Source organism: Bradyrhizobium sp. SZCCHNR1015, assembly GCF_032489875.1.
Lineage (GTDB): Bacteria > Pseudomonadota > Alphaproteobacteria > Rhizobiales > Xanthobacteraceae > Bradyrhizobium.
This window is the reverse complement of record NZ_JAUEYW010000018.1, coordinates 66,433-91,657: the sequence shown is the minus strand read 5'-3', so window position 1 is coordinate 91,657 and position 25,225 is coordinate 66,433. Positions and strand designations below refer to the sequence as shown.

The following is a 25,225-nucleotide window of genomic DNA, read 5'->3' as shown; positions in this document are numbered from 1 at the left end:
ACCATGGGCTCGGATATCGTTCTGAAGACTGTCAGCGACGGCATTGCAACCGTGACGCTGAACCGCCCCGAGAAGCGCAATGCCATGAGCGACGAGATGCGCTCGTCGCTGATCGAGGTGCTCGAGGACATCGCTGCAGACAAATCGGTTCGCGCCCTCGTGCTCACGGGGGCCGGCAGGGGGTTCTGTGCAGGCGGCGACGTCGCCGGCATGAAGCGGCGAATGGAGGCGCCGGCCGGCGAGGTCGGATTCAACGGATGGGCACGTCAGCAGCGGGTGCACCGGACGCAGATGTTGCTCCACACCATGCCCAAGCCGACCATCGCTGCCGTGAACGGGGCGGCGGCGGGGCTCGGCGCGGACACGGCGATGGCGTGCGACTTCATCATCGCGAGCCCCTTTGCGAAGTTCGTGTGGTCATACATCCTACGCGGTCTCATTCCGGACGGCGGAGGCATGTACTTCCTGCCGCGGCGCGTCGGGCTCGCGAAAGCGAAGGAATTGATCTTCACCGGTCGGCAGGTCGGTGCTGACGAGGCCGTCCAGCTCGGCATCGTCGATCGCATGAGTTCGGCCGAGACGTTGCTTCAGGATGCGCAAGATTGGGCACGCGAACTCTCCGCCGGTTCGAGCACCGCGATCGCGCTCGGAAAGGCCATTCTCAACCGGTCGTTCGAGACCGAGGCCAACAACATCTTTGCGAGCGGAAGCCAGGCGCAAGGCATCTGCTATACCAGCACCGAGCATCGCGACTCGGTCCTCGCCTTCCTCGCCAAGTCGAGCAACTGACGAGCGCAGCCGATGTCTCTGGACGCTTTGTTCAATCCACGCAGCATTGCCATCGTCGGCGCCTCCGCCGACTCGACCAAGACGTCCGGTCTGCCGATCCGGTTCTTGCGGCAGCAGAAGTACGAAGGCGAGATTTTCCCGGTCAACCCGCGCGTAGCCGAAATCGACGGTCTTCGGTGCTACAAGAGCATCGAGACTCTGCCGGTCTCACCTGATGTTGCGATGGTCCTGCTGGGTTCGGCTCACGCAGTGGAGGCGGTGCGCGAACTGGCGGCCAAGGGCACGACATACGCGATCGTCCTGGCAGGCGGATTTGGCGAGAGCGGAGAAGACGGACGAAAGCGCCAGCAGCAGCTTCTTGCTGCGGCAGGCGGCATGCGCATCCTCGGACCGAATACGATTGGTCTCGTGAACGTCTCGAACGCCGTGCCGCTGTCGGCGAGCGGCGCGCTGTCGGCTGGCGCGCTGTTGAAGGGCTCCGTCAGCGTGGTCTCTCAGAGCGGCGGAATTCTCGGTGCGTTGCTGTCGCGGCTGACGGCGAACGGTGTCGGCCTTTCCAAGCTGATTGCGACCGGCAACGAAGCGGATCTCGAAATAGCCGACTTCGTCGACCATCTGGCCGATGATCCCGACACGTCCGTGATCGCTCTCTACATCGAGGCCATCCGGCATCCCGGGAAGTTCCGCCGCGCGGCGCGCCGGGCGAGAGAGGCGGGCAAGACAATCGTTGCCTTGAAGATCGGCCGCTCGGCAGCCGGCGCTCGCGCTGCCGCCTCGCACACCGGCGCGATGGCCGGCACGGACCGGACCTATGATGCCTTCTTCCGCGATCTCGGCATCATCCGAGCGCAGACCTTCGGCGACCTCGTCGACATTCCCGCGGCACTGGCGACGCAGCCGCCATTGATGGGACGCTGTGTCGCGATACTGACGTCGACCGGAGGGGCAGGGACCCTCATCGTCGACAGTTTCGGCCTGAACAGCTTCGAAGCGCCGGACCCGGACGCGAGGACTGCGGCACAACTCGCCGCCCTCATGCCCGATGGTCCATCGTCACTCGCGACCAATCCGATCGATGTCACCCTCGCAGGCCTGCAGCCGGCGATCCTGAAGGGCTGTATCGAAACGCTGCTGGACAGCCCCGCCTACGATGCACTGGTGGTGATCGTCGGAGCGACGAGCGTGCGCAATCCCGACTTGATCAGCAACGCCATCCGTGATGCGAAGTCCGTGCGGTCGAAGCCCTTGCTGGCCTATGTGAGCCCGCATGCGCCTGAAGCCGTGTCGCGATTGACCACGCAGGGCGTTCCGACCTTCAGCACGCCGGAGGCGGTCACTGTTGCTCTCGATGCCCTGTGGACCGTTGGACGCCCCCTCCGTCGGCTTGAAGGACCTCAGCCGCGCCCGGCCGTCGACATTCCCCACGACTGGGTTGGCTCGCTCGACGAGCACAAGGCCAAAGCGCTGTTCGCAAGGTTCGGCATCCCCGTCGTGCGCGAGAAGATCGTCGCAAATGAGTCCGAGGCCCGGGAGGCGGCGCAAGCGTTCAGTGGCCCCGTCGTCCTGAAGATTCTCTCGTCGACGATCACCCACAAGAGCGATGTCGGGGGCGTGGCCGTCGGGCTCGACGCCGCGACGGTCGGTGATGCTCTCGATCGGATGCGGGAGGTCGTCACGGCCAAAGCAGGACGCGCGCCGGAAGCTTTCATTGTGCAGGAAATGGTTCAAGGCGGCGGATTGGAACTGATCCTCGGCTGCCACCGCGATCCGCTCGGTCTGGTCCTGCTGCTCGGCATGGGAGGCGTCACGGCCGAGCTCATGAACGACACGGTCATCCGGCTGCTGTCCTCCGAGCACTCGCTGTCGCAGGACCTCGCGCTGGAGATGGTTCAGGAACTCCGGTGCTGGCCCTTGCTCGACGGATATCGAGGGCGCGCCAAGCTCGACGTCGAGGCGCTGGTCAGCGCCATCGTCAATTTCGCCGCGATGGCCATCGCGCTCGACGGGCGCATCGTTGAGGCCGAGATCAATCCGATGTTCGTTCTCCCGACAGGTGCAGGCGTCCGCGCCGCCGACGCGGTGGCCGTGCTGACGAGCGGTCCGGCTTCCCAAGGATGACCTCTCGCACAAGAGCTCCTTATGCCCATGCTGGGATCTGACTGTACGAAGGGGACGCCGCCGCGAGGTCATCTGCTTGATCGAGCAGGTGGCGGACGTCAGCAGATCGGGAGGGCGCAATGTCGGTACCGTTGGTCGCGTCTCCGCGATATTTGCCTGCTACGCTCCGGCTAAATTCGGGTGACTTGATACTGGCTGACTTGGCACTGCTAAAATTGCAGACCTTGCGAACTCTTGGCACCGCAAGCGGTGCGTGCGCACCGCATGCTGCGATTGGTAGTCTCATTGTCTTCGCATGCCGCGAGCGAGTGCGCTAAGATGTGAAAGTGCGACGTCGAGGAGCAATCTAACGGCGTTGAGGCGTTGCGGCGCAGCATTCTCAGCCACGCTCAACGTGCCGTTGAGATACCGCTCGCAGTTTTGTCCGAACGTCGTCGTGAGGCGCGATGCCAGATCCCGCACGAGTCCGTCACGCGCGATCTGCGCCAGCGGACCGGTGAGGCTGTAGCCGATCGTGAGCGCGAGCCGGGTTCTTCGTCCCTCGTCGATCGGGGCCATGCGCCAGCTGATCTGTCCTGAAGTCGAGCTGCGGCTCAGCCGGTCACGTCCTGTGCCGATGAGCCGCCCGGACAGGCTCACGTCGTTGCGCTCGATCCGTGCAGCGCCGCGGAAGACGGCAGCAAGCGGGCCAAGGGCAATCCTGACCTCGCCCTCGATGAGATCGGCGGCTGGCATGCCCGTGATGGAGGCGCCGGGAAAGCATGCAGCCAAGGTTCTGACATCTGTGAACAGCGCAAGGACCTCGGCAGGTGCGGCGTTCACCGTAAGCGATGCATCGAAGCTTCTCGTGGGCGGAGCGTCGAGAATGTCGAGCATGCCAGCCACAGCGCTCTGCTTTGCCGCCATCTCGTGCTTGGCTTGCGGCGACGAGACGGTGGTCGGGATCGCGACCGGGTGCGATCCCACAGGACCGAGCGAACTTCGACCTGCGCCGATCACCGCTGCAATGCCTCGCTGACGCCGTGCCTCGATCACGGCGCCGACCGCCCGTACGATCCCGGCGTAACCGGTGCAGCGGCACAGATTGCCGCTCAGGCCGACACGGATGGCGTGTTCGTCCGCGTGATCGAGGCGCAGCACGAGGTCGCGCGCCGACATGATCATGCCGGGCGTGCAGTAGCCGCATTGCAGGGCATGCTCGCGCGTGAAAGCCACGCGCAGCTCGGCGGCGATCTCATCCTCGTCCAGGCCTTCGATCGTCGTCACGGCAGCGCCAGCGCAGGCCACGGCGAGCGTGATGCAGGAACGGGCCGGAGCGCCGTCGAGCAACAGCGTGCAGGCGCCACAGACACCGTGCTCGCAGCCGAGATGCGTCCCGGTCAGGTCAAGCTGATCACGGAGGACGTCGGCGAGATGGGTGCGAGGTTCGACCGTTGGCTCGATCGCGCTGCCGTTGACGGTGAGCTGGATCTTGTTCACGCGGCCGCCTCCGCGATCGCCCGCGCGAGCACGCTGACATGGATGTGCCGGGCGGCCGGATCGGCCACGCCGGCCTGGATGAGCCGGCGGTCGGCGAGGGCGCGATCGAACTGCGGGGTGAGATGGCTGGTCGCGCCGCCGAACAGGGATGAATCGTCGATGATGATCGGTGTCGTGTCGATGGCGCCGATGACGATGCGGCTGCGGGCGGTGTCGGGCTCGATCAGCACGGCGGCCATTGCATGGGCGAATTCTCCAGGCTTGCGACAGGCCTTGGCGTAGCCGAAGCGTGCCGTGGGTGACAGCGAGGGCAGGCGGATCGCGGTGACCAGCTCGCCGGGACGCAGCGCCGTCTGCAGCACGCCCTGGATGAACTCCGTCACGGCGAGGTCACGCCGTCCCGCCGCGCCTGTCAGTTGCACGCTGGCGCCGAGGGCCGTGAGCGTCGTCACCCAGTCGGCGGCCGGGTCGGCATGACCTAGCGAGCCGCCGATGGTGCCGCGATTGCGCACGGCGCGATAGGCGATGCCACGGGCGATCCGCGGCAAGATGCCATGGGTCACGTCGGGGAGGCGGCCGTCCTCGATGTCGGCATGGGTGACGCAGGCGCCGATCACGAGCGCATCGCCATCGCGCTCGACCGAACGAAGCTCGGCAAGGCCGGCGATGTCGATGATGAGCGGCGGCTGCACGAGACGCAGATTGAGCATTGGACCGAGCGACTGTCCGCCGGCCATGATCCGTGTGCCGTCCTCGGCCTTCGCGAGCAGGCCGACCGCGTCGCTGACGCTCTGGGGACGCGCGTAGTTGAAGGAGGCGGCCTTCACGGCGAGCTCGCCTGTTTCGCTGCCAGCACCGCCGCGACGATCCGGCGCGGCGACAGCGGCGACTGCATCATTTCAGCACCAAGCGGCCGCAGCGCGTCGTTGACGGCGTTGGCGATTGCCGCCGGCGGCGCGATCGCGCCGCCTTCGCCGATGCCCTTGACGCCGAACATCGTGTAGGGCGACGGCGTCTCCATGTGGAACAGGCGCGGCTCCGGGACTTCGGTCGGACCCGGCAGCAGGTAATCGGCCAAGGTTGTCGCCAGCGGCTGCGCGGCATCGTCGAACGGCATCTCCTCGTACAGCGCGGTGCCGATGCCCTGGGCGAGGCCGCCGAGAATCTGGCCGTCGACGATCATCGGATTGACGAGGACGCCGCCGTCCTCGACGACGACGTAGTCGAGCAGCTCGACCTCGCCGAGATCCGGATCGACGGCGACCGTCACGGCATGCGCCGCGTAGGAGAAGGTGCCGCTGTCACGCACCGGCTTGTAGCCGCCGGTCGCCTCAAGGCCCGCCGGATCGACGTCGTTGGGCAGGTCCTGCGGCCGGCGGTACCAGGTGTGAGCGATCTCGGCGAGGCTGACGCTGCCGTTCGGCCCGCAGGCCTGGCCCTCGCGCCACGTGACCGCCTCGGGCGCGAGCTGCAGCAGCTTGGCGCCGATGCGCGTGGCGCGCGCGACGAGTTGCGCGCAGGCCGTGCCCACGGCGCCGCCGGCCATCACCATCGACCGTGAGCCCCAGGTGCCGGTGGAGTAGGGCGTCATCGCGGTGTCGCCGAGCACGACGCGGATCTTGTCGGGATCGACGCCGAGGATCTCGTGCGCGACCTGGGCGAGCGTCGTCTCCAGTCCCTGGCCGTGGGAGTGGACGCCGACACGCAGCTCGAGTCCGCCGTCGGGCGTCAGCCGCGCGGTGGCCTGCTCATGGCCGGGCACCATCGGGATGCCCCACCCGGCATAGACCGAGGTGCCATGCGCGGCCTGCTCGCAATAGATCGACACGCCGGTGCCGATCAGCCGGCCGTCCGGCTCGCCGCGCTGCTGTCGTGCGCGCACGGCGGGGACATCGATCGCCGTCAGCGCCCGCTGCAGCGCGCCGGGATAGTCGCCGCTGTCGAAATGCTTGTTGGTGATGTTGTCGAACGGCATGTCCTGCGGCTGCACCAGATTGCGCAGCCGGACCTCGCCGGGTTCGAGCCCGGCCTCGGTCGCGACGGCGTCGAGCAGCAGCTCGAGGGCGAAGCAGACGCCGGTGCGGGCGACGCCGCGATACGGCAGGATCGGGCATTTGTTGGTCGCGACCGAGTAGGTCCGGCAGCGATAGGCCGGCATCCGATACGGCCCTGGCAGGATGCTCGCGATCTGCGCCGCTTCGAGGCAGGCCGAAAACGGATAGGACGAATAGGCGCCGGAATCGACCGTGGCCACGCAGTCGATGCCGCGCAGCCGGCCGTCGCGATCGGCGTAGACGGTGATGCGATAGGCGTGCTCGCGGCAATTCGCGCTGGCGCTCAGATGTTCGCGCCGGTCCTCGAGCCAGCGCACCGTCCAGCCCCTGTGCATGGCGAGCCAGCTGAGGCAGACCTCCTCGGGCAGCAGGATGCCCTTGTGGCCAAAGCCGCCGCCGATGTCAGGCGCGATGATGCGGATGCGGCCCTGTTCGATGCCGAGGCAGTCGGACAGACCGTTGCGCACGATGTGCGGCATCTGCGAGCCGGTGTGCAGCGTAAGCTGATCGAGCCGGTGATCGAACGTCGCGACGACACCGCGGCCCTCCAGCGGCGCCATGCACTGGCGTGCGGTCGTGATCTCGCGCGTCACCTTGATCGGCGCGTCAAGCGCGGCTGATATGTCGACCTCGAAGTTGGTTTCCAGGAAGACGTTGTCGCCCCAGTGCTCGTGCACCAGCGCGCTGCCAGCCTCGCGCGCCATGCGCATGTCGTGCGCCGCCGGCAGCGGTTCCAGGTCGAGCTCGACCGCCGCGGCGATGTCCTCCGCTTCGGCGCGGCTGCGGGCGACGCACATCGCCACGAGCTCGCCGACATGGCGCACCTTGCCGGTCGCCAGCACCGGCTGCTCGGAGATCTTGAAGCCGGGCAGGCCGGAGACCGCGCGGATCGGGTTGATGCCAGTGAGGTCATCGGCCGTGAACACGACGTCGCGGTATTCAGCGGGAACGTGGATCGCCTTGATCCTGGCGTGCGCGATCGGGCTGCGCACGAAGGCGACGTCCTTCAGTCCCGGCAGCCTGATGTCGGCGACGTACTGACCGCGGCCGCGCAGAAAACGGTCGTCCTCCTTGCGCGGCAAGCGCGCGCCGACACCGCGCGGCGCGCGGGCATCCGAGGCGGTCGAGGCCGCGTCCGTCACGTCAGGCCGCGACCGCTGCGGGCAGGATCGGCGCCGTGGCGTCGTGCCGGACGCCGGCGCGCAGGCAGCACACCGGCTGCAGCAGCTTCTCGGCGATCACCTCGGTCTTCTCGTTGTCGCGCAGCACGAAACGGCCCTGCTGCTCGCGGAGCACGCTCACATCAGCCTCCATGCCTGGACGCAGCGCGCCGATCTGATCGGACAGGCCGAGCATGGCGGCGGGGTTCGACGTCACCATCGGCACGACCTGCTCCAAGGTCAGGCCAAGCGCGACCATCGAGCTCATCGCCTGCACGAGGCTGAACTTGGCTTGGCCCGCGAATGGATGGTTCTCGTCGTCGGCATGCTCGTCCGGGGTGCCCGCGGGCGCCGGCACATGGGTGTTGTAGCCGTGGATGTCGGCGCCGAGCGTATGCGGCACGATGCCGGCGTCGATCGCCTTGCGTGCCAGGCGGTAGGAGAAATGGCTGCCATGGCCGACGTCGACCTTGAGCCCGCGATCGAGCGCGGCCTGGATCACCGGATGCACCTCGCCCTTGGTGTTGACGAAGCCGCCGGGATGCCGGGTGAACGGATGCGCCAGCACGTCGCCCGGACGCAGCAGCGGGATCACGCGCTCCAGGATGGTGTCGACATCCTCGCCATTGGTGCCGCTTGCGGGCAGTCCCCACAGTTGACCGAAATGGACGTAAACGGGAAGCTCGGCGCGGCGGCCGATCTCGGCCGCCATCTCGATGACACGGATGCCCCAGCGCGCGAAGCCGCCGATCTCGGCATGCGCCTTGATGCCGCGAACGATGTCACGGTTGGCGACCGCCGATTTCACCGTCGCATCGATGTCGACGCAATCCGGCCGGTAGAGATCGGGATAGTAGTGGCCCTCGAGGCCGCCGACCAGATAGGCCGATAGGAAGGCATAGACGCGCGATTGCGCCTGATCTGCGACGAAGTGACGGAAGCCGGGCAGGGTCATGCAGGACGGGCCGCCCTGGTCGATCAGGCTGGTGACGCCCGACTGCACGCCGACCATGTCCGCGTTCATGCCGAAGCGGCCGGTGACGTACTGATAGACATGGGCGTGGGTGTCGATCAGTCCCGGAAGCACGAGCTGGCCGCTGACATCGATGACGTCCTTGGCGCTGGTCGGCAGAATGTCGGATTGGACGGCCGCGATGCGGCCGTTGCGGATGGCGACGTCTCTCAAGCCATCGATGCCGGAAGCGGGGTCAATGACGCGGCCACCGCGCAGCAGGAGGTCGAACGAGGCGCTCACGGACATGCAAGGTCTCCTTTCCGGGGCGCGTGGTCGTCCCGGTCAAAGCCTTCTTCAACGAGCCAACGCAAATGATGCGCCGACTTAGTTACGAAGCATGCTTCGCATTACATCAAGATCCGTGCCATAGACAGCTTCAAATTGATGCAACGTGATCAGCGCTTATGCGGGAGCCGTTCGATGGCCGGAAGGAACAAGCCTAAAGCCGATAGATCGTCTTGGCCGCTCGAGGAGCGTCCGGGCTACCTGATCCGGCGGCTGCACCAGATCCACGTCGCGCTGTTCCAGGAGAAATGCGCCGCCTATGAGATCACGCCGTTGCAGTACAGCCTGTTGACGGCGCTGGCGAAACGGGGAGCGGCCGATCAGACGGCGCTGGCCCAGGACATCGCCCTCGACCGGACCACCACGACAGGCGCGCTGAAGCGGCTGCAGGCGCGGGGTTTCGTCGATCGCAGCGTCGGACAGCACGACCGACGGTCGCGGACCTGTCGTTTGACCCCGTCTGGCGCGGCATTGCTGCGCAAGATCGAGCGGCCGGCACGGGCGGCGCATCTGGCGACGGTCGCGGATCTGACGAAGGCCGATCAGAAGCGGTTCATTGCCATGATGCAAGCGATTGTTGCGGCGCAGGGGCAAAGACTCGACGCGACACGCTCGCCGGACTGACGGCTCCGGCTTGCGATGAGCTCCGATTAGATAATGGGCATGGTGCTGCCCGAAAAGCAGCGCGTCATCGGAGCGCGGTATCCGGCCATGGCGTTCGTTGCGCCAACTACGAAGCATGCTCCGCATTTTCGCGCTGCGGCGTTTTGTCCGCAAACGGCGCATCTGCCAGCCCAATTTCCGCTGACGCCATCGTGGACGCCGATGCGCAGACGTTGCGCTGCGCGTGGCAGGGCGGCGTCTGGCATGTCCCTTGCTGACATGACCGACGACAGCTGCGCGGAAGCCGCGGCGAAATGAATCCGGGGCGGCGACATCGATGTCGCGGCGTGGAGTAAGCGATGCGATGTCTGCCGCGGCGCAACCCGCCGATCATTGCTCGGGCCAAGAGCGTTCGTGCGCCGTGGTGCGTTGCGCATGACGCGACGGGAGCACCCTGATGCCGGAGCATGCTGATGTCATTGCGACACGCTTCGGAGATGGCGGGCCCGACGGCGGCGACGCCGAGTCCAGCGCATTTTTGCACGGCGTGCTGTCCCGCAAGACGGTGCGCCGCTATAGCGACCGCATGCCGGAGGAGGGGCTGCTCGATCTGCTCGTCGCCTGCGCGCTGAGCGCCTCGGCCAAGTCGGATTTCCAGCAGGCCTCGATCATGCGCGTGCGTGACGCGGAGAAGCGGGCGGCGATCGGCAGACTGTTTCCGAGCATGCCCTGGATCGGAGTGTCGCCGGCGTTCTTCGTGTTTCTGGGCGATGCGCGGCGGCTGCAGCGGATCGGCGAACTGCGTGCCAAGCCCGTCAAGAACGGGACCCTGGAGGGCTTTTTCAACGCCTCGGTCGACGCCGCGCTGGCGCTGCAGACGATGATCCTGTGCGCTGAGTCGGCCGGTCTCGGGACCTGTCCGATCAGCGTCATCCGCAACGAGATCGACACGGTCGCCAAGGTGCTGGAACTGCCCGACATGGTGTTCCCCGTCGCCGGGCTGTGCCTCGGCTATCCCGCTGGGGAGGGCCATGTCAGCCTGCGGCTGCCGCGCAGCATCACCACGCATGTCGACCGCTACGGCGACAATGCGCTGCCCGCAGCGCTCGACGACTACGACCGGCGGCGTCATGCGCGGCACGCGATTCCGAAGGAGCAGCAGCGCGGCAATGCCGAGTTCGGCGAGGCCGACTTCTACGGCTGGTCGGAGGACAAGGCGCGTCAGGCCGCCAAGGCGGAGGGCGCGGCCTTCCCACCCTATCTGCGCGCGCACGGCTTCAGCTTCGACTGATCAGTTTCATATGAGGAGATGTGAGATGACCAAGCCTTCGTTTCCCCGCCTGTCGGCGCCGTCGCGGCGCGTCGCGCTGGCCCTGCTGGCGGCCGCGCTGACGCTGCCGGCCGCGTTCACCGCCAAGGCCGGCAGCATGGACGAGATCAAGAAGCGGGGCCTCATCGTTGCCACCGAGGACGACTTCCGGCCCTTCGAGTTCGTCAAGGACGGCAAGCCGACCGGCTTCGACAACGAATTGATCGAGGATCTGCGCAAATATGCGCCGTTCGAGATCAAGCAGCAGATCCTGCCCTGGACCGGCATCCTGGCCGGCGTCTCCACCGGCAAATACGACGTCGCCATCACCGCGGCGATCATCACCAAGGAACGCAAGAAGTCGCTCGACTTCACCAGCCCGATCGCCGACGCCACGCACTATTACGTCAAGCGCAAGGACGACAAGAGCATCAACGCGATCAAGGATCTCAGCGGCAAGACGGTCGGCGTTCAGGCCGGCAGCGCGCTGCTCGGTCGTTTGCCTGAGCTGAAGGACATGCTGGAGAAGGAGGGCGGCAAGCTCGGCAAGGTGGTCGAATACACCTCCTATCCGGAAGCCTATCAGGATCTCGCGCTCGGCCGCGTCGACTACGTCGTCAACACGATCATCAACATCAAGGCGCTGGTCGCCGAGAAGCCGAACGTGTTCGCGGTCGGCCAGCCCGTCTCCGGCAAGTCGTATCCGGCCTGGGCGGTCGCGAAAGGCAATACCGAGCTGGTGGAATTCCTGAACGGCTTCATCGCCAAGGAGAAGGAAAACGGGCGCTTCGCCGAGTTGCAGAAGAAGTGGTTCGGCGAAGCCTTCCCTGATCTGCCGGTCACGTTCGAGCCGGAATTCTGACGGCGCGGCGAGGGCAATTCATGTGCGGGTGGCGATCGCTGCGCGCCCGTCCGCTTGACGGTCGCGTGGTCCTCCAGCGGGCGCGGTCGGCCGGTGCAGGGCGCCGGCCCCCGCGCGGCGCTGCGGATGGATGGTCATGAGCACGGCCGAAGTCCTGGCCATCCTGCAGGGCGCCGTGGTCACGGTGACGCTGTCCTTCGTCGGCATCCTGATCGGGCTTCCCATCGGATTGGGTCTCGCGCTGTTGCGCTGGGCCGACGTGCCGGTGATCGCACGGATCGTGGCCGTCTACGTCTCGGTCCTGCGCGCGACGCCGCTCGTCACCCTGCTGCTGCTGTTGTTCTTCGCGCTGCCCAATATCGGGATCGCAATCGGGCCGGTGTCGGCGGCGATCCTGGCGCTGGTGATGAATACCTCGGCGTTCAACTGCGAGGTCTGGCGCGCCGCCCTGATGAATTTTCCCAAGGAGCAGTACGAGGCGGCGCAGTCCGTGGGCATGCATGCGAGCCTGCGCTTCCGCCGCATCGTGCTGCCGCAGATCGTGCGGGTCAGTCTTCCTGGCCTGGTCAACGAGATGTCGCTGCTGATCAAGGTAACGCCCGTGCTCGCGGTCGTGGGCGTGGTCGACATCACGCGCGCGGCGGTGCGGATCGGCGCCGAGACCTATGAGCCGCTGCCGCCGTTCCTGGTGGCCATCGCGATGTATGCGCCGATCGTGTTCGCGCTCGTCTCCCTGCAGCGCTTCATCGAGAAGCGCCAGCGCGCAAGCGAGGCGGCATGATCCAGGATTTCGCCATCGTCTGGAGCGAGCGGGATCTGCTGCTGAGCGGGCTCGGCAATACCACGATCCTGTCGGTGCTGTCGGCCATCGCAGGCCTCGTGATCGCGTTCGTGCTGACGCCGGCGCTGATGTCGCAGCGGCGCTGGCTGGCGCTCACCGTGCGCGTGTTCGTCGACGGCATGCGCTGCGTGCCGTTCCTGCTGTTCGCTTATATCGTCTACTATGGCTTGCCCTCGTTCGGCATCCGGCTCGACAACTGGAGCTCCGGGCTGGTGGCGCTGACGGTCTATCACGCCGCTTACCTTGCTGAGATCCTGCGTGGCGCCTGGGCGGCACAGCCGCGCGAGCCGCTTGAGGCCGGTGTCGCCTTCGGCTTCTCCGGGGCGCGATTGTTCCGCCGTATCATCCTGCCGCCGCTGCTGCTCGCGGCAGGGCCCGTCATCGGCAACCAGATGATCCAGATCGTCAAGGACAGCGCCTTTCTCACCATCATTGCGTTGCCCGAGCTGACGCATGCCGCAAGCTCGATCCAGTCGCGCCACTACGTGCCGTTCGCCGCCTTCATCACCGCCGTGGTCCTCTATTGGGGCCTCTGCCTGGTGATCGAAGCCGCCGTCAGCGGCATCGACCGGCTGGCGGCGGCGCGGCGCTGAAAGGAACCTGGGATGACCGACGACATGGCCGTGCTCGACGTCGCCGGCATCTCCAAGCGCTTTGGCGAATTGGAGGTGCTCTCCGACATCAGCTTCACGGTGACGCGTGGCGAGACGGTCTGCGTGCTCGGCCCGTCAGGTTCCGGCAAGTCGACCCTGCTTCGTTGCATCAACTGGCTGGAGCGGCCCGACGCCGGACAGATCTATCTCAATGGCGACCGCATCGGCATCAACAATGGCGGTGTCGTGATGTCCGATCGCGAGCTGTCGCGAGTTCGCACGCGGATCGGCATGGTGTTTCAGCATTTCGCGCTGTGGCCGCATTTGACCGTCCTTCAGAATCTCATGGAGGCGCCGGTGCAGGTGCAGAAGCGCTCCGTGGCCGAGGTGCGCGAGGAGGCGATGGCGCTGCTCGCCAAGGTCGGGCTCTCCGACAAATGCGATGTGTTCCCGGCGCGGCTGTCCGGCGGCCAGAAGCAGCGCGTCGGAATTGCGCGGGCGCTGGCGATGAAGCCGGATGTTCTCTTGTTCGACGAGCCGACCAGTGCGCTCGATCCGGAGCTGGTCGGCGAGGTGCTGGTGGTGATGCGCGAGCTCGCGCGCGAAGGGCGCACGATGGTGATCGTGACCCACGAGATGGGTTTTGCCCGCGACGCCGCCACCCGCATCCTGTTTCTCGATCGCGGCCGCGTCGTCGAGACCGGGCCGCCGGAGCGCTTCTTCGTCAACCCGGACACCGAGCGCGCGCGCCAGTTCATCCAGCGCTATGCCGCCGGATGAACCAGAAACGACACGAGGAGAGACACGCCATGGATCCGATCTATCATCTGCTCCCCGATGCGCCGAAGCCGGTCACGCCCTACAGCCATGCGGTGCAGGCAGGCCCGTTCCTGTTCGTCACCGGCCAGCTGGCGACCGATCCCGACGACGACGCGCTGCCGCTGCCCGACGGTATCGAGGCGCAGACCCGCAAGGTGATGGACAATCTCGCGCGCGTGCTGAAGGGCTGCGGCATGAGCTTCGCGAACGTCGTGTTTGCCCGCATCTACCTGACCGACTTCAAGCGCGACTACGCGCCGATGAACGCAATCTTTTCGAGCCATTTCGACGATGCGCACCGGCCGGGCCGGACCACGATCGGTGTCTGCGACCTGGCGCGCGGCGGCATCGTCGAGATCGACATGGTCGCCTACAGGCCCTGAGGGAGAGGTCAATGGATCCGATCGAGATTCCGGCACGGCGCGGCAAGGCGGCCTTCGTCAGGGCAGGCCAGGTGGTCACCGTGATCAACACCCATGGCGAGCAGGTGGTCGACACCTGGGCGTTCAATCGCGCCGACCTCTCCGAGTTCATGTCGAATGAGCACACGCGCGCGCATTCGCTGCATCTGGTGCCGCGGCCGGGCGACGTGCTCCGCACCAATATGCGCCGGCCGATCCTGACCTTGATCGAGGACACCTCGGGCGGCATTCACGACACCCTGATCGCCGCCTGCGACCGCTATCGCTACGCGTTTCTCGGGCACGAGGGCCATCACGACAATTGCACCGACAATCTGTTCGCCGGCATGGCCGAGCTTGGCCTGACGCCGCCGGAGGTGCCGAGCCCGCTCAACCTCTTCATGAACATTCCGTGGGACGCGGAGGGCACGCTCGGCTTTGCCTCGCCGCCGCGCCCCGTGCCCGGCGGCCATGTGCGCCTGCGCGCCGAGATGGACCTCGTGATTGCGTTCTCGGCCTGTCCGCAGGACATCCTGCCGATCAACGGCAAGGCCGGGAAGCCGGTCGAGGCGCATTTCACGGTGACATCAGCATGAGCGCAGAGAGCAAGGCGGAGCGTGCCGCCGCCAACCGCCGCCGCTATGAGGAGTTGCGTGCGGCCGGGCAGGAGCTGAAGCAGCTGCCGCCGCCGACGGCGCTGGATGCCGCGCCGATCGCGGAGGGCGCGATCGTCCGGAGCGAGCGGGTGCCGTCCGGCTGGCACACGACGGTGCGGCTGTCGCGCGGCGAGGCGTTGCGCATCATCGATGATCACGGGCGCTCGAGCGTATCGTTGCTGGCATGGCGCGCCGAGGATCCGAGCGAACGGATCAACTGTGCCGACACGGTGAAGGTGCAATGGAGCGCAGCGCTGTCGAAGGGCCGGATGATCCTGTCGGACATGGGACGTGTGCTGCTGTCGGTGATCGAGGATACCTCAGGTGCGCACGATCTTCTGGTCGGCGGCTCGACCGCGGACTCGACGCTCGCGGCCTATGGCGAGGTGACGCGCAACACGCAGGCGAACTTCATCTCCGCCGCTGCCAAGATCGGACTGGGCGTGCGCGACATCCCGCCCTGCGTGACCTTCTTTGCGCCCGTGACGACGGACGTGACCGGGCGGTTCGTCTGGCACGCCGCGCGCAAGCGACCCGGTGATTTCGTCGATCTGCGCGCCGAGATGAACCTGATCGTCGCGGTCTCCAACTGCGCCCATCCGCTCGATCCGGCACGGCCGGTGGCGAGCGCGCCGATCACCCTGATCCAGCATCGGCTGCCGCCGCCCGCGGCCGATGACCTCTGCCGCACGGCGTCAGCGGAAGCGTCGCGCGCCTACGCCTTCACCGATCAGCTGTTCGCCTGAGGAGCGCTCATGTCGCCGACCGATCCGGACCGCATCGTCTATGTCTTCGACATTCCCGCCGAGCAGCCCTGGTCACGGGTGCTGAACAAGGGCCAGACGCTGCGTATCATCGACAGCGAGGGCGAGCAGGCGGTGGACGCGCTGATGTATGTCGCCGACGACACCGCGGAGCGCTACAGCGCGCAGGACACGTTGCGTGTCCAGGGCTCGGCCTATCTCGAGCTCGGGACGCGGCTGATCTCCAACCGCGGCCGGGTGATGGCGCGGATCACCGCCGACACCTGCGGCCGCCATGACACCTCGGCGGGCTGCTGTTCGTGCGAGAGCAATGCCGTCCGCTTCGGCGAGGCGACCCGCTACCTGCACGCCTGTCGGGAGAACTTCATCCTGGAGCTGTCGCGCTACGGCCTGACTAAGCGCGACATCGTCTCCAACCTGAACTTCTTCATGAACGTGCCGATCGACCCAAACGGCAATTTCACCGTGCTGGACGGCCCCTCGGCGGCCGGCAACTACGTCGACGTCACTGCGGAGATGGACGTGTTGTTCGTGATCTCGAATTGTCCGCAGGTCAACAATCCCTGCAACGGTTTCGATCCGACACCAATCCGCGTGGAGATCAGGCAGGCCTCTGTGCCATGAAAGCTGTCAATTCTGCTCGCAATCTCGCTTGATCGATGTTGCATCAAGCTTGAGGGGCTCAACTTGCTTCGTCGCGCAGGTGATACCAGCGATAGAGCAGGCGCTGGCCGATGCGTCGGAACGGCGCGAAGGGATGCGTCGGCAGCGGCGAGGTGAAGATCGGCAGGTCCTGTCCCTTGAACGATTGGCCCGCCAGCATCTGCGCCATGCGGCGGCCAGCCTGCGCCGAATAGGATACGCCGTTGCCGCCATAGCCGAGCGCATAGACCAGCTTCGCCTTGGGATCGGGACGCACGATGCGCGGCATCATGTCGTGGCTGACATCGACCCAGCCCCACCAGGAGTAATCGATCTCGATGCCCGTGAGTGCGGGAAACTTGCGGTGCAGGCCGTCGATCAGGAGCTGGAGGTGCCGGTCATGCGTGGCATCGGCGCCGGTGATGGCGCTTCGGCTGCCGATCTGAACCCGGTCGTCCGGCAGCAGCCGGTAGTAGAAGCGCAAGGTGCGCGTGTCCGTGATCACCTGCCGCGTCTTGAAGCCGGTCGCAGCAAGCTCGGCCGCGGAGAGTGGCCGCGTCACCAATGAATTCGACAGGATCGGCATGCAGCGGCCCGACAATTCCGGCGTCAGCCCGAGCGACGTATAGGCCCCCGTGGCGATGCCGACGCCGTTCACGCTGACGGCGCCGCCGGGCGTATGCAGAACGAATCTGCCGTTGGACTGCTCGATGCGTGTCACGGGGCTTGCGGTATGAACCCGCACGCCGAGCGCGCGCGCCATCTGCAAATAGCCGAAGGCGAGCTTGGCCGGATGCACGCCGGTTCCGAGCGGCTCGTGCACCGCGCCGACGGCCTCGGCCTCGTTGACGAAGTCGCTTGCCAATTCCTCGCGCGAGATGACGCGCGAGGCGTAGCCGAACACGTCATTCAGCACCTTCGACTCCGCCGCGATCTTGTCGAGATTGCGCTGGCGGTGAGCGACGTAGAGGTGCCCACCGCGCTGCGGCTCGACATCGACAGGGCTCGATCGCACCAGCTCCTCGAAGGCCTCGAACCCTTCGGACACCTCGGCATGCATCCGCTTGGCGACGTCGAGCCCCCAGCGCTCGATCCATTGCGAGCGCGTCAGGCGGCCCGAGGCATTCTGTGCCTGGCCGCCATTGCGCGTGCTGCAGCCCCAGGCCACGCGGTTGGCCTCGAGCACGATCGCCTTGATGCCGTGCTCGCGCGCCAGGAAGATCGCGCAGGCAAGACCGGTATAGCCCGAGCCGATGATGGCGACATCGGCCGTCGTGTCGGTCGTGATCGGACCGTCGCTCTCCGGAGGGGTGCCAGCCGTTGCGATCCAGTAGGTCGGAGCGTAGTCGCGGTTGCGACCCGGGCCGTCGGCGACCAGCGGGTCGTAATGGGGATCATACGCAGCCGTGGGCAAAGCATGCATGTTCATCGCGCGGCACTCGCGCTCGTGGCCGGCTGCGGCGGGCGGTCCTTGCGGAAGGCGCTCTTCGTACAGATTTTGTCGCCGCGGAAGCCGAACAGGTCGCAGCCCTGCACCTCGATGCGCCGGCCGTCCGGTGCAGTTCCACGGAAGATCCATTCGGACAGGGCCCGATCGCCGAACACCGTATGGCGCGTGCACTCCCAGCTGACGTCGGGCATGCCGCCCCAGGTCGCTTCGAACGCGGCGCGTACATCGGCTGCGCCGCTGATGCGACGGCCGCAGCTGTCGGGCCCTGCGGCCGCGTCGAACACGATGTCGTCGGTCATGCAGGCCATCACGCCTGCGCCATCGTGCCGGTTGAAGGCGGCGAACAGATTATCGAGCAGTTCGCTGCGGACGGTTTCGAGATCGGCCATGTCATGTCCCTGCGCATCGCGCCGCGGCTGGAGCTTGGCTCGCATGTGCCACGCGATCGGCTGGAGGCCCTAGAACCAGAGCGCGCGACCTCTGCGGCCAGAACTGGCCCGATGGTAGGGCGCCGGCTGGCCCTTTCATCACCATGGCGGAGTTGCTGACTGGCCGGATGATGCCGCCTTTGTGCTCTCACGCCCCACGCTGACGATGGCCCTGCAGGAACTGGCCGTCGCGGTCCATGACATCGCCGCCACATCGCTGCCGAGCCCGGCCCTGGTACTCGCTGCGGCGCTGTCGATCTTTGCCGCGGCGCTCGTGCGCGGCTTCACGGGATTCGGTTTTGCGCTGACGGCCGTGCCGCTGCTCGGTCTGTTCATGCCGCCGACGCAATCGGTGCCGGTTGCGGTCTGTCTGCAGCTTCTGATCGGGCTCGGCGATCTGCCGCGCGCCTCGCGGGTCTGCGACTGGTCGTCTCTGCGCTGGCTGACTCTCGGAGGCCTGATCGGCTCACCGACCGGTGTGCTGGTCCTGAGCCTGGTATCCGCCTCAGTGGCACGCGTTGTCATCGCGCTGATCACCGTCGGCGCGGTCGTGCTGCTCAATGCGGGGTTTCGGCTGACGGCGGCGCCAGCGCGCTGGATCACGGCGCTGGTCGGCCTCGCCGCCGGTCTGTTCAACGGCCTTGCAGGCATGCCCGGGCCACCTGTGATCGTCTATTACAACGCGGGCGCATTCGACCGGGTTGCCGCCCGCGCGTCGATGATGGTGTTCTTCCTGGTCTCCTCTATCGTTGCGACCGCCAGCCTCGCCTGGTTCGATCTCCTGGACCTGCACATTGCGGTCCTGACCGCGCTCGGCGTTCCTGTGATGCTGGTCGGCACCTGGCTCGGCGATCTCGGCTTTCATCGCGGCAGCGACACGCTGCATCGTCGGGTGTCGATCGCAAGTCTCGCGGTGGTCGCACTCGGTAGTGCGCTCAAGGGGCTGAGCGACCTGCTGTAGCCGCTCAGGTCGTTTGCGACGACATGTACCGCGTGAAGATCTGGCCCAGCTTGGCAATTCCCGGCGCGATCCGGTCCGTGCGGATCGAGGAGAAGCCGAGACGGAAGCAGTTGCGCGTCGCCTCTGGGTTGATCGAGAACACGTCGCCGGGCTCGATGACCACGCCTTCGGCGCGTGCGACCTCTGACAGCTTGATCGTATCCGTTCCCGCAGGGCAGGTGATCCAGTAGCTGGTGCTGCCCGGGCCGCGCGACCAGGTGCAGCCCGGCAGCGCCTGCGGCAACAGCGCGTCGAGCAGGGTGGCGCGTTCGAGCAGCACGCGGCCGACCTGCTGCAGATGGGAGCGGTAGTGCCCGAGACCGATGAACAAGGCCGCGACGCGCTGGTTGTTCAGCGGCGGATGGCGCAGCATCAGCCGGCGCAACGCGCGCAACTCGCGGATGACGGGCGCAGGCGCCACGACGTAGCCGAGCCGCAGGCCGGGGGCCAAGGCCTTCGACAGGCTGCCCACGTAGAGCACGCTCTGGTCGCGGTCCAGGCTCATCAGCGGCGGCAGGCTGCTGCCCTCCGGCATCAGATCGCTTTCATAATCATCCTCGATCAGGACGATGTCGCGCTCGCGAGCGACCTGGAGAATCTCCTCGCGCCGCGCCCGCGACATCGCGGTCGTGGTCGGGCATTGGTGGCTCGCCGTGACATAGGCCAGCGCGCAGCGCGCGAACGCCTCGTCAGGGACCAGGCCCTGATCGTCCAGCCGAAGCGGCACAACCTGCGACGTCATCATGCCGAAGATGTTGCGTGCGTCGGGATAGCCGGGATCTTCGATGCCGATCGGGGTGTCGGGCTGCAGGAACAGCTTCGCAATCAAATAGAGGGCGTGCTGTGCTCCGATCGTGAGCATGATCTCGTCGGCACGGGCGCGAATGCCGCGGCGCGGCAGCACCTGCCGCTGCAATTGTTCGATCAGCGCCGGATCGTCGCCGTCGATCATGTCGCGCGCCCAGTTGTTGATCTCGGGGACGCTGAGCGCCGCGCGCGCGCTCTCGCGCCAGTCGTTGGTCGGAAACAGGCTCGGGTCGAACTGCCCGAAGATGAAGGGATACGGATAGGTCTGCCAGTCGAGCGGCTTGACGATATTGCGAAGCGCCGACGGCTGCAGCGCGAACCGCTCGGTCCAGCGCCGGCTGTAGACCTCCGTCGCAGGCTGCCGGGCTTCGCCGATGTGCTTGGGCAGGCCGGCCACGAAGTAGCCGCTGCGCTCGCGCGACACCAGGAAGTTCTGGTCGACCAGCTGCTCATAGGCGATGACGATGGTGTTGCGCGATACCTTCAGGAGGGCTGCGAGATCGCGGCTCGACGGCATGCGGACGCCGAGCGGCAGACGGCCGTCCTCGATCGCGGTCACGATCATCTGCCGGATCTGAAGCTGCAGGAAGGTGCCGCCGCGGTCCAGGCCGTCGAACAGCGAGATCCAGAACAGCACGTCATGGATCGGAACAGCCGGTCCGGTCGCTTGGGATCGCAGCAGGGGCGCGAATTTTGCCATCGAGGTATTTGGTCCTGGAAGCCGTGAGGCGCTCAAACTAAAGCAAAAACCGCGCCATAGCGGAATGATTGCGGGCGTGGCTCGCATGGGCTGGCTCCATTTGTGCATGGCATCTGGCGCTGGCCTGGACCCATCCGACACCGCAGGTTTCGACAACGGCTTGGGAAGTTGAGGGAGTTCGCGGTGAGCTCAGATACCGTCGTCTACGCGGCCCGCAGGATCGTGACGATGAATCCGTCACGCCCGTTTGCGACGCACGTTGCGGTGCGGGAGGGGCGGATCGTTGCCGTTGGCAGTGAAGCGGAGATCGCGCAATTCGCTCCTGATGGTCGGATCGACACGCGCTTCCGCGACAAGGTGCTGTTACCTGGGTTCGTCGAGGGCCACAGCCACATCATGGAAGGCATGATGTGGTCGCTGCCCTATGTCGGGGCCTTCGAACGGCGCTCGCCGGAGGGCAGGGCGGTCGCCGGCGTTCCCAACATCGATGCGATCGTGGCACGCCTCCGCGAGGCCGAAGCCGGCATGGCTGATCCGAACGCAACGCTGTTCGCATGGGGTTTCGATCCGCTGCATATCGGTGGTGAGAAGCTGACGCGCGAAGCACTGGACCGGGTCTCGACGACGCGGCCGATCATGGTGATCCACGCCAGCTTCCATATCAGTGTGGTCAACACGCTGGTGCTGGAGCGCACGCAGCTTCTGCATGCCACCGACATCTCCGGTGTCGTCGCCGGAGCCGGCGGTCTGGCCAGCGGCGAACTGCAGGGTATCGCAGCCCGGCTGCGGGCGTTCCGCTTGGTGGGCAATCCGCTGTCGGAGCTGCTGACCATGTCCGACGTGCAGCGCTACGCGTCATCGGCCTGCGTGCAGGGCGTCACCACGATCACCGATCTGCACAACGATCTCACCGACAACACGTTGGACCTTTATCGCTCCGCGACGCAGCAGGCGGAGTTCGGTGTGCGCCTGGTACCGGCGCTGGCCTCGGCCACGCATCCTCCGGACAAGGCCATCGAAAAGATCGCGGCGCTGCGCGAGTCCGGCAACGACAAGCTGCATTACGGCATTGTCAAGCTGGTCGTCGACGGGTCGATCCAGGGCTTCACGGCCCGCCTACGGTGGCCTGGATATCACAACGGCGCGCCGAACGGCCTCTGGTACATCGCGCCGGAGGAGCTGCCGCGCCTGGTCGAGCTCTACCACAAGGCCGGCATCCAGCTTCACATCCACACCAATGGCGACGAGGCGACCGAGCTTGCGCTGGACGCCGTGGAAAAGGCGCAGACCGCTCACCCGCGGCTGGATCATCGCCACACGCTGCAGCACTGCCAGATGGCCGACGCCGCGCAGTTCCGCCGCATGAAGGCGCTCGGTCTTTGCGTCAACCTGTTTGCCAATCACGTCTTCTACTGGGGCGATTCCCACTACGAGCTGACGATGGGACCAGAGCGGGCGAACCGCCTCGATGCGACAGGCACGGCACAGCGGATCGGCGTTCCCTACTCGATCCACTCAGATGCGCCGGTCACACCGCTGTCGCCGCTGTTCACCGCGTGGTGCGCCGTGAACCGCGTCTCCTCGTCGGGCCGCAAGCTCGGTGCCGAGACCGAGGCGCTGAGCGTGGAGCAGGCGCTGAGTGCCATCACGATCGGCGCAGCCTACACGCTCAAGCTCGATCATCTCATCGGCAGTATCGAGACCGGCAAGTACGCGGACTTCGCGGTCCTGGAGCAGGATCCATTGACGGTCACGCCGGAGACATTGAAGGACGTTGCGGTCTGGGGCACTGTCGTCGGCGGCATCGTCAAGGAAGCGCCGCGCGCATGACGGCATCCGCGCCCATTCCGTTCACCGTGATCGGCGGCTTTCTCGGCGCCGGAAAGACGACGCTGCTCAACCGTCTGCTGTCGGCTAGCACCGAGCGCTGCGCCGTGCTGGTGAACGATTTCGGCGAGATCAATGTTGATGCCGCGCTGATCCGCAGCCACGACGGCACGACGATGTCGCTCACCAATGGCTGCGTCTGCTGCAGCATCGGGACGGGCTTTCTCGATACGCTGGCGCGGCTGCTCGACGATATCGGGCGCTTCGATCGCGTGGTGATCGAGGCCAGCGGCGTCGGCGATCCCTGGCGCATCGCGGAGATCGCGCTGGTCGAGCCGTCGCTGCAGCTCGACGGCGTCGTCGTGCTGGCCGATGCAACCCGCATCACGGTGCAGTGCGAGGACCGGCACATCGGCGAGACCATCCGCAATCAGTTCGCCAAATGCGACGTGGTGCTGCTGAGCAGATGCGATCTGGCCAGCGAGAGCCAGCGCAAGGCGGCGTGCGCCGCCATCGGCGCCATCCGGCCGAATGTGCCGATCGAACAATTGTCGACCCTGACGCCTGTGCATCAGGCGGTCTTCGGGCGGGGGCGGGCGGCGCGTTTCCGCGCCGATCTGGTCGCGGAGACGGTCGACCACGAGAACGACTTCCGTCGCTGGACCTATCAGCGCGCCGGGCGTTTCGACCGCGACAGGCTGGCCGCCGCGGTGCGCACCCTGCCGCGCGAATTGCTGCGGCTGAAGGGAATTTGCCGGGTCGACGGCGACGGCCGCGCGCAGGTGTTCCAACTGGTGTCACGCAACTGGTCGCTGACGCCGGCCGAGGATGGCGCCACGGCGGCCGAGACGATCACGCTCGCCGGCGTGGGGACCGCGGATCTGCCATCGGATCACGAGCTCGACGCAATCCTCGACCGTGCTTTGTCTACCGCAGCGTGACGCGATGACATCAGAGCTCATTGGACCACCAGCCAGTTTCTCATCATCCACCCGGTCGTGAATCAGGAAGCGGGATAGCCATGTTGATCAGACGACATTTTGTGCTCGGAGCTCTCGGTCTCGTCGCGGCCACGGCCGCATCCCCCGCGGCGCAGGCGCAGTCATCCGGCGGCAACACCTTGGTGGTCGCGACCACGCAGGTGCCGCGGCATTTCAACGGCGCCGTGCAGTCGGGCATGGCGACGGCCATGCCGACCGCGCAGATCTTCGCGAGCCCGCTGCGCTATGACGACAAGTGGAATCCGCAGCCCTATCTGGCGCAGTCGTGGGAGGTCGCGGCTGACGGGCTTTCCGTCACGCTTCACCTGCTGAAGGACGCCGTCTTCCACGACGGCCACCCCGTGACGTCCGAGGACGTCGCGTTTTCGATCATGGCCATCAAGGCCAACCATCCGTTCCAGACGATGCTGGCGGCGGTCGACAAGGTCGAGACGCCTGATCCCGCGACCGCGATCCTCCGTCTGAAGCACCCGAGCCCGTCGCTGCTCCTGGCGATGTCGCCGGCGCTGATGCCGATCCTGCCCAAGCACATCTATGGCGACGGGCAGGACCTCAAGACGCATCCGGCGAATCTGAGGCCGATCGGGTCCGGCCCGTTCAAGCTGACCGAGTACAAGCAGGGCGAATACTACACGCTGGAGAAATTCGACAAGTTCTTCATCCCTGGCCGGCCCAAGCTCGACAAGATCGTGGTCAGGCTGGTGTCGGATCAGAATGCGGCCGTCGTCTCGCTGGAACGCGGCGATTTCAACGCGTTTCCCTTCATCGCAGGCGCGCGCGACATCGATCGTCTGCAAAAGTCGCCGAACCTTGTCGTGACCGACAAGGGCATGGCGGGCGTCGGCCCGCTCAACTGGCTTGCCTTCAATACCAAAAAGAAGCCGCTCGATGATGTCCGCGTGCGCCAGGCCATCGCCTATGCGGCCAATCGCGACTTCATCGTGTCCAAGCTGATGGGCGGCAAGGCCACGCCGTCGCTGGGGCCAATCGCACCGGATTCGCCGCTCGCCGAAGCCGCCGTCGAACCCTACAAGGTCGACTACGCCAAATCGGCCGCGCTGCTGGATGCTGCCGGCTACGCCAAGGGGGCGGACGGCTCGCGCTTCTCGCTGACCATCGACTACATTCCGGGCGCCGACGAGCAGCAGCGCAACGTCGCCGAGTACCTGCGCTCGCAGCTCAAGCGGGTCGGCATCAATCTCGAGGTGCGCGCCGCGCCGGATTTCCCGACCTGGGCGCAGCGCGTCTCGAACTTCGATTTCGACCTCACCATGGACACCGTCTACAACTGGGGTGACCCGGTGATCGGCGTCAACCGCACCTATCTGACGTCGAACATCCGCAAGGGCGTCATCTGGTCGAACACGCAGCAATACTCCAATCCCAAGGTGGACGAGCTGTTGCAGGCGGCGGCGGTCGAAACCTCGCCCGAGAAGCGCAAGGCGCTGTACTCGGAGTTCCAGAAGATCGTCGTCTCGGATGTGCCGATCTACTTCATCAACGTCAGCCCATACTACAATGCCTTCGCCAAGGGGCTCGGCAATCTCCCGAACTCGATCTGGGGCATGATGTCGCCGCTCGACGAGCTCTACTGGGAAACGCCGCCGAAGACCTGAGGCGGA

General features: G+C 66.3%; 23 protein-coding genes. 16 read left to right on the top strand and 7 right to left on the bottom strand.

What is annotated here, in order from left to right; genetic code table 11:
- Positions 1-3 precede the first annotated feature (3 nt).
- Both QX128_RS27865 and QX128_RS27860 read left to right on the top strand, forming a co-directional pair.
- Entirely contained in the window at positions 4-789 is a 786-nt protein-coding gene (locus QX128_RS27865; RefSeq protein ID WP_316239096.1) for an enoyl-CoA hydratase/isomerase family protein, read from the top strand.
- A gap of 12 nt (positions 790-801) precedes the next feature.
- Positions 802-2,907, top strand: coding sequence for an acetate--CoA ligase family protein (locus tag QX128_RS27860; protein WP_316239095.1), 2,106 nt, complete (start codon positions 802-804; stop codon positions 2,905-2,907).
- A gap of 282 nt (positions 2,908-3,189) precedes the next feature.
- Here the strand turns inward: QX128_RS27860 and QX128_RS27855 are convergent, their stop codons facing one another.
- From QX128_RS27855 to QX128_RS27840, 4 genes are read right to left on the bottom strand one after another with little or no spacing between them, the layout of a single operon-like run.
- Positions 3,190-4,386, bottom strand: a complete 1,197-nt coding sequence (locus QX128_RS27855) for a 2Fe-2S iron-sulfur cluster-binding protein (RefSeq protein WP_316239094.1) — start codon at positions 4,384-4,386, stop codon at positions 3,190-3,192.
- A complete protein-coding gene (locus QX128_RS27850) occupies positions 4,383-5,213 on the bottom strand; it encodes an FAD binding domain-containing protein (protein ID WP_315805029.1) in 831 nt (276 codons plus the stop codon). The genes QX128_RS27855 and QX128_RS27850 overlap by 4 nt, the downstream gene beginning before the upstream one ends.
- Positions 5,210-7,582 carry a xanthine dehydrogenase family protein molybdopterin-binding subunit gene (locus tag QX128_RS27845; RefSeq protein WP_316239093.1) on the bottom strand — a complete coding sequence of 791 codons (2,373 nt, stop codon included), beginning with the start codon at positions 7,580-7,582 and terminating at the stop codon, positions 5,210-5,212. Before QX128_RS27845 ends, QX128_RS27850 begins: the two co-directional genes overlap by 4 nt.
- Position 7,583: 1 nt before the next feature.
- Complete coding sequence (locus tag QX128_RS27840; protein WP_316239092.1) at positions 7,584-8,861, bottom strand: amidohydrolase/deacetylase family metallohydrolase; 1,278 nt, start codon at positions 8,859-8,861, stop codon at positions 7,584-7,586.
- 174 nt (positions 8,862-9,035) lie between these two features.
- On the opposite strand from QX128_RS27840, the gene QX128_RS27835 reads away from it, so the two are divergent.
- From QX128_RS27835 to QX128_RS27790, 10 genes are all read left to right on the top strand, one after another.
- The gene (locus QX128_RS27835; protein WP_316239091.1) at positions 9,036-9,524 is read left to right on the top strand and encodes a MarR family winged helix-turn-helix transcriptional regulator; all 489 of its coding nucleotides are present in this window, start codon (positions 9,036-9,038) and stop codon (positions 9,522-9,524) included.
- 436 nt (positions 9,525-9,960) lie between these two features.
- Positions 9,961-10,794, top strand: coding sequence for a nitroreductase family protein (locus QX128_RS27830; RefSeq protein WP_316239090.1), 834 nt, complete (start codon positions 9,961-9,963; stop codon positions 10,792-10,794).
- A gap of 25 nt (positions 10,795-10,819) precedes the next feature.
- On the top strand, positions 10,820-11,674 hold the full coding sequence (locus QX128_RS27825) for a transporter substrate-binding domain-containing protein (RefSeq protein WP_316239089.1): 855 nt from the start codon (positions 10,820-10,822) through the stop codon (positions 11,672-11,674).
- 136 nt (positions 11,675-11,810) lie between these two features.
- Complete coding sequence (locus QX128_RS27820; protein ID WP_316239088.1) at positions 11,811-12,455, top strand: amino acid ABC transporter permease; 645 nt, start codon at positions 11,811-11,813, stop codon at positions 12,453-12,455.
- Positions 12,452-13,108 (top strand): amino acid ABC transporter permease, encoded by a 657-nt coding sequence (locus QX128_RS27815; RefSeq protein ID WP_316239087.1) that lies wholly within the window; start codon positions 12,452-12,454, stop codon positions 13,106-13,108. Before QX128_RS27820 ends, QX128_RS27815 begins: the two co-directional genes overlap by 4 nt.
- 12 nt (positions 13,109-13,120) lie before the next feature.
- On the top strand, positions 13,121-13,888 hold the full coding sequence (locus QX128_RS27810; protein ID WP_316218581.1) for an amino acid ABC transporter ATP-binding protein: 768 nt from the start codon (positions 13,121-13,123) through the stop codon (positions 13,886-13,888).
- Positions 13,889-13,917: 29 nt separating this feature from the next.
- Complete coding sequence (locus tag QX128_RS27805) at positions 13,918-14,310, top strand: RidA family protein (RefSeq protein ID WP_316239086.1); 393 nt, start codon at positions 13,918-13,920, stop codon at positions 14,308-14,310.
- An 11-nt stretch (positions 14,311-14,321) separates the two neighbouring features.
- Positions 14,322-14,924: an urea carboxylase-associated family protein gene (locus tag QX128_RS27800; protein WP_316239085.1), complete on the top strand. Its 603-nt coding sequence runs from the start codon at positions 14,322-14,324 to the stop codon at positions 14,922-14,924.
- Positions 14,921-15,730: an urea amidolyase associated protein UAAP1 gene (locus tag QX128_RS27795; RefSeq protein ID WP_316239084.1), complete on the top strand. Its 810-nt coding sequence runs from the start codon at positions 14,921-14,923 to the stop codon at positions 15,728-15,730. The genes QX128_RS27800 and QX128_RS27795 overlap by 4 nt, the downstream gene beginning before the upstream one ends.
- 9 nt (positions 15,731-15,739) lie before the next feature.
- A complete protein-coding gene (locus QX128_RS27790; protein ID WP_315805017.1) occupies positions 15,740-16,372 on the top strand; it encodes an urea amidolyase associated protein UAAP2 in 633 nt (210 codons plus the stop codon).
- Between the two features lie 58 nt (positions 16,373-16,430).
- On the opposite strand, the gene QX128_RS27785 is transcribed toward QX128_RS27790, so the two are convergent.
- Both QX128_RS27785 and QX128_RS27780 read right to left on the bottom strand, forming a co-directional pair.
- Positions 16,431-17,819 (bottom strand): FAD-binding oxidoreductase, encoded by a 1,389-nt coding sequence (locus QX128_RS27785; RefSeq protein ID WP_315805016.1) that lies wholly within the window; start codon positions 17,817-17,819, stop codon positions 16,431-16,433.
- Positions 17,816-18,229: a nuclear transport factor 2 family protein gene (locus tag QX128_RS27780; RefSeq protein ID WP_315805015.1), complete on the bottom strand. Its 414-nt coding sequence runs from the start codon at positions 18,227-18,229 to the stop codon at positions 17,816-17,818. Before QX128_RS27780 ends, QX128_RS27785 begins: the two co-directional genes overlap by 4 nt.
- A gap of 181 nt (positions 18,230-18,410) precedes the next feature.
- Here QX128_RS27780 and QX128_RS27775 point away from each other — a divergent pair, with 181 nt between their 5' ends.
- A complete protein-coding gene (locus QX128_RS27775; RefSeq protein WP_316218587.1) occupies positions 18,411-19,229 on the top strand; it encodes a sulfite exporter TauE/SafE family protein in 819 nt (272 codons plus the stop codon).
- A 4-nt stretch (positions 19,230-19,233) separates the two neighbouring features.
- On the opposite strand, the gene QX128_RS27770 is transcribed toward QX128_RS27775, so the two are convergent.
- Positions 19,234-20,775, bottom strand: a complete 1,542-nt coding sequence (locus QX128_RS27770) for a PLP-dependent aminotransferase family protein (RefSeq protein ID WP_316218588.1) — start codon at positions 20,773-20,775, stop codon at positions 19,234-19,236.
- A 183-nt stretch (positions 20,776-20,958) separates the two neighbouring features.
- On the opposite strand from QX128_RS27770, the gene QX128_RS27765 reads away from it, so the two are divergent.
- From QX128_RS27765 to QX128_RS27755, 3 genes are all read left to right on the top strand, one after another.
- Positions 20,959-22,605 carry an amidohydrolase gene (locus tag QX128_RS27765; RefSeq protein WP_315805012.1) on the top strand — a complete coding sequence of 549 codons (1,647 nt, stop codon included), beginning with the start codon at positions 20,959-20,961 and terminating at the stop codon, positions 22,603-22,605.
- Positions 22,602-23,543: a GTP-binding protein gene (locus QX128_RS27760; RefSeq protein WP_316239083.1), complete on the top strand. Its 942-nt coding sequence runs from the start codon at positions 22,602-22,604 to the stop codon at positions 23,541-23,543. The genes QX128_RS27765 and QX128_RS27760 overlap by 4 nt, the downstream gene beginning before the upstream one ends.
- Positions 23,544-23,623: 80 nt before the next feature.
- Positions 23,624-25,219 (top strand): ABC transporter substrate-binding protein, encoded by a 1,596-nt coding sequence (locus QX128_RS27755; RefSeq protein WP_316239082.1) that lies wholly within the window; start codon positions 23,624-23,626, stop codon positions 25,217-25,219.
- The last annotated feature ends 6 nt before the right edge of the window (positions 25,220-25,225 follow it).